The following is a 3,821-nucleotide window of genomic DNA, read 5'->3' as shown; positions in this document are numbered from 1 at the left end:
CCAGATATTGCACAAAATAGTGCAAAACAAATTGCAGCTTGTGCCACCATAGTTAAAGATACTTGTTTTATCGAAAAGACTAACGCTGCAAATACAAGCAAGTTTTTAGTCCACTGTTTCGGGCGTAACTGTTTAAAAAACAATACAACTATATTTTGTTGAGATAAAGTTCCTTCCCTCATAATAATAAGAGTGCTTCTATTTTGTCACTCTCTTCTTTCCCTCCCTATTCAATTGTTATTTACTTCTAATACAGGAAAGATTATATCACATAAGTATAACATTGAAAATCAACTATTAAATACCAATAAAAAAGGCTGCCTCAAAAATTTGAGACAGCCTTTTCTTCAAAAAATTATTCTTCTCCAAAACGCTCCACAAGTGTTGCAAGTGTACGTACCATTGCACCAGTTGCTCCAGCTGGACCTAAGTCGTGCGCGCCTTTTGTTTCTGATGTTCCAGCGATATCTAAGTGTACCCACGGTGTATCTTCAGCGAATTCGCCTAAGAATGTACCTGCCATAACCGCATGTCCTTCACGGCCTGGTGAGTTATTTAAATCAGCAAACTTGCTGTTTCGAACGCGTTCTTTATCACGATCAAAAATCGGTAGTTGCCAAATTGGCTCATCTGTTTCCATAGAAGCCTCTAGCACTTGCTCAAATAACTCTTCATTATTTGTCATTGCGCCTGTCGTATAGTTTCCAAGTGCAACAATTACACCGCCTGTTAATGTTGCAACATCAACAAGGTAGTTTGCACCAAGTTTTTTCGCATACGTAATACCGTCAGCTAAAGCTAGACGACCTTCTGCATCCGTATTTAATACTTCAATTGTTTTTCCGCTCATAGATGTGATTACATCGTCTGGCTTAAATGCCGTACCACTTACAACGTTATCAGTTGAAGGAATAACAGCGATCACATTTTGTTCTGGGCGAAGTTCACCGATAATTTCCATCGCACCTAATACAGCAGCTGCACCGCCCATATCACCTTTCATACCAACCATGCCTTCACGTGGTTTTAAAGAATAACCACCTGTATCGTATGTAATACCTTTTCCAACGAACCCAATGACATCTGTCCACTCTTCTTTTCCTTTATAAATAAGAGCGATCATTTTTGGTGGCTCTACACTACCTTGGTTTACTGCAAGTAACGCACCCATACCAAGGTCTTCCATTTCTTCTTTCTCAAGAACTTTATAGTCCATATCATACTTCTCCGCTAATTCAACAGCATACTCAGCAAGCTTTGTCGCTGTTAATACGTTTGGCGGCATATTTACAAGTGTACGAGCTGAATTTGTTGCACGTCCATGTACGTAGCCAACTGTTAATGCGGCTTCAATTTCTTGTGCATCTTCCGCTGTAATAGCCGTGAACTTCTCTAACTCTACACGATCCTTTTTATCTGATTTATACGTTTGTAATTCATATGTACCAAGGCCTTGTACCTCTGCTGCAATATGAGCGACATCAATCGCGTCTAATTTCTCTGTTACGAAAGAATCAAGTAAGATTGCTGCATCTTGTACTTTTGCTGCTTGCAGTGTTTTAAACGCCTTACCAAGAGCCGCACGTAACGTTTCTGTCGTGTAAGATTCCTTCTTTCCTAAACCAACAAAGTAATAACGTTTCACATTTGTTTTCCCTAAGCTATGTACTTTTGAAATGGCCTTTTTCTTCGTAGATAATTCTTTCTCTTCTAGTAAAACTTGTAATTGCCCTTCAAACGCTTTGTCCAGTTCTTGTACAAAACTACTCATTTTCTCTTCTTCAAATAAAGCAACAATTACCGCTTCATGACCTGCTAATTCTTTTTGTACTTGAAACATGTTCAGACCCCCTAAATTTCTCTATTTTTATTATAACTATATTTTTTCTAAAATGCGATAATTCGGACTTTTATTTTGTATCTATTTTTAAGGAATAATAAAAGGGTACTTTAGACATCCTATCTAAAGTACCCTTTTATTAAAAATCTATTTTATTATAAAGAGTAGTTCGAGACTGCAAAATGATAGAAATATAACATACTCTCAAAATTATTTATTAATATTAATAGTAATATTATACATAAACCGACTACTTTTATACGTCTCATCACTTTAAAGCCATATGCCAATAATAAAGGTATTGTAAATACCATATGTGCCCCATAAATAAATGCTTCAGATGCTCCAAAGCCAACAATTCCATGTAAAACAATATTAAATAGTAAACATAAACTTAAAAACCTTACAAAAGGTTCTTTTAAAAAGTTTTTCCATACAACTACCAATATAAAAGCATACACGGATACAACTACAATCCAACCGATTATAGTATGTGAAGGAAGAAGGTTCAAATGTGCAACTTCACTTCCTACTCGCAATGGTACTTCTGAAAATTTACCAAAGATAAAGGAAGATCCTAATAATAGATGAAACATCAATATACCTACTGGTTTGACGTATTCTGGTGAAAAACTCTGTTCTTGCGTAAAGCCCATACTAGACTTCACTGCCTCGATAAGAACTACATTATTTGCGTTCATTACTAAAACAAACGTAATCACGACAATAACAATAGAAATACTAGTCCAAATAATTTTTTTCTGCAATTTTTTATAACTCATTACACTACCTAAAAACCACAGAAACGAATTAGTTAAAGTGACCCCAGTTATTCCTAATGCCAATAATATATTGGTAATATTGAACCCCATTTTTGCTTCTTTTTCCCCATTAATAAATGGATAACACACAAAACACATCAGTACCAATGTGAAATTTGCATAAATAAAAGATTCCGGTGTCCACGTAATAACTAACATAGTAGCTGAAAATCCGTACATAACCGCTAATAGGAAAGAAACAATTACATTCTTACAAATTTTACAGCATAATGCATAGATCATCACTACACTAATTGCACTTAAGAATGCTTGAATGAATATAATACCGTGTACTATATTCCCTACTTTTACTGTTTCAAGTATCCACATGAATCCTTGAACAAAATAATAAAGGAATGGATGTCGGAACCAGCTCATCCCTACTATCTCTCCTCTCTCAAGGAAAAAACCAAAAATGTAATATCCTTGATCAAAAGAAAAATAGGTATCACTCCACTCCCCACTCAAAATTTTGGAGTGAGTATCCATTTTCCAACCAATGAAAAAATAAAACGAACAATAAAAAATGAAAAGGACAAGGGCTAATATCCCCTTTCCTTTATAATTATTCCAAATACTCAATGCTTCTTCTCCTCTCTAAGGTAGAAATACCATAATTAGATGTGCCACGTACCCAATAACTGTTCCTAACACAAGTCCACCAAAAATTTCATGCCAATGATGTCCTTGACGCTCTCTTAATTTCTCTTCTTTCGAACTAATATGTTTATTCAACATTTTTGCATGTTTACCAACTGTACGGCGAAGTCCTGTGGCATCAATGATAACAATTGTTAAAATTGCCATCCCGATTCCAAACATCGGCGTATTAAAACCTTCATGAAACCCTATTGTCATGACCATACTTGATAAAATCGTTGTATGCGTACTAGGAAATCCACCGTTTCCAACTAAACGAAAAGCATCTTTTCCAGAACGAAGATAATTCACTAAAAATTTCAATACTCCCGAAGCTACCCAAGCTATAAATGGAAGTATACAATATAAATATGTTCCCATTGCTTTACCTCCTATGATTTTGCAATAAATAAAATGCCAGCTACTATACATACCATTCCAGTAATTTTCATGAAATTGATTGTTTCACCAAATAATAATGCTGACGCAATAATAACAAATACATATCCGAAACTCACCAT

Annotated in this window: 3 protein-coding genes and 2 pseudogenes; all 5 read right to left on the bottom strand. The window is 35.3% G+C overall.

Translation table 11 applies throughout. The annotated features are described in order from the left end of the window. A pseudogene (locus DN401_RS30040) lies at positions 1-182 on the bottom strand (decaprenyl-phosphate phosphoribosyltransferase); the annotation flags it as partial. A gap of 173 nt (positions 183-355) precedes the next feature. Next, entirely contained in the window at positions 356-1,840 is a 1,485-nt protein-coding gene (gene pepA, locus DN401_RS29500) for a cytosol aminopeptidase (RefSeq protein WP_000487944.1), read from the bottom strand. A 155-nt stretch (positions 1,841-1,995) separates the two neighbouring features. Then, a complete protein-coding gene (locus DN401_RS29495; protein WP_071740797.1) occupies positions 1,996-3,243 on the bottom strand; it encodes a DUF6080 domain-containing protein in 1,248 nt (415 codons plus the stop codon). Between the two features lie 15 nt (positions 3,244-3,258). Then, a complete protein-coding gene (locus DN401_RS29490) occupies positions 3,259-3,681 on the bottom strand; it encodes a divergent PAP2 family protein (RefSeq protein WP_086385262.1) in 423 nt (140 codons plus the stop codon). 11 nt (positions 3,682-3,692) lie between these two features. Then, a pseudogene (locus tag DN401_RS29485) lies at positions 3,693-3,821 on the bottom strand (EamA family transporter); the annotation flags it as partial.

This window comes from Bacillus sp. BF2-3, from assembly GCF_008368795.1.
Taxonomy (GTDB): domain Bacteria; phylum Bacillota; class Bacilli; order Bacillales; family Bacillaceae_G; genus Bacillus_A; species Bacillus_A cereus.
This window is presented reverse-complemented; position numbering and strand designations above follow the sequence as displayed.

What these genes read in the sequence shown, in the direction of transcription:
- pepA (WP_000487944.1), bottom strand. Translation starts at nt 1,840, where the DNA reads ATGTTTCAAGTACAAAAAGAATTAGCAGGTCATGAAGCGGTAATTGTT.
- DN401_RS29490 (WP_086385262.1), bottom strand. Translation starts at nt 3,681, where the DNA reads ATGGGAACATATTTATATTGTATACTTCCATTTATAGCTTGGGTAGCT.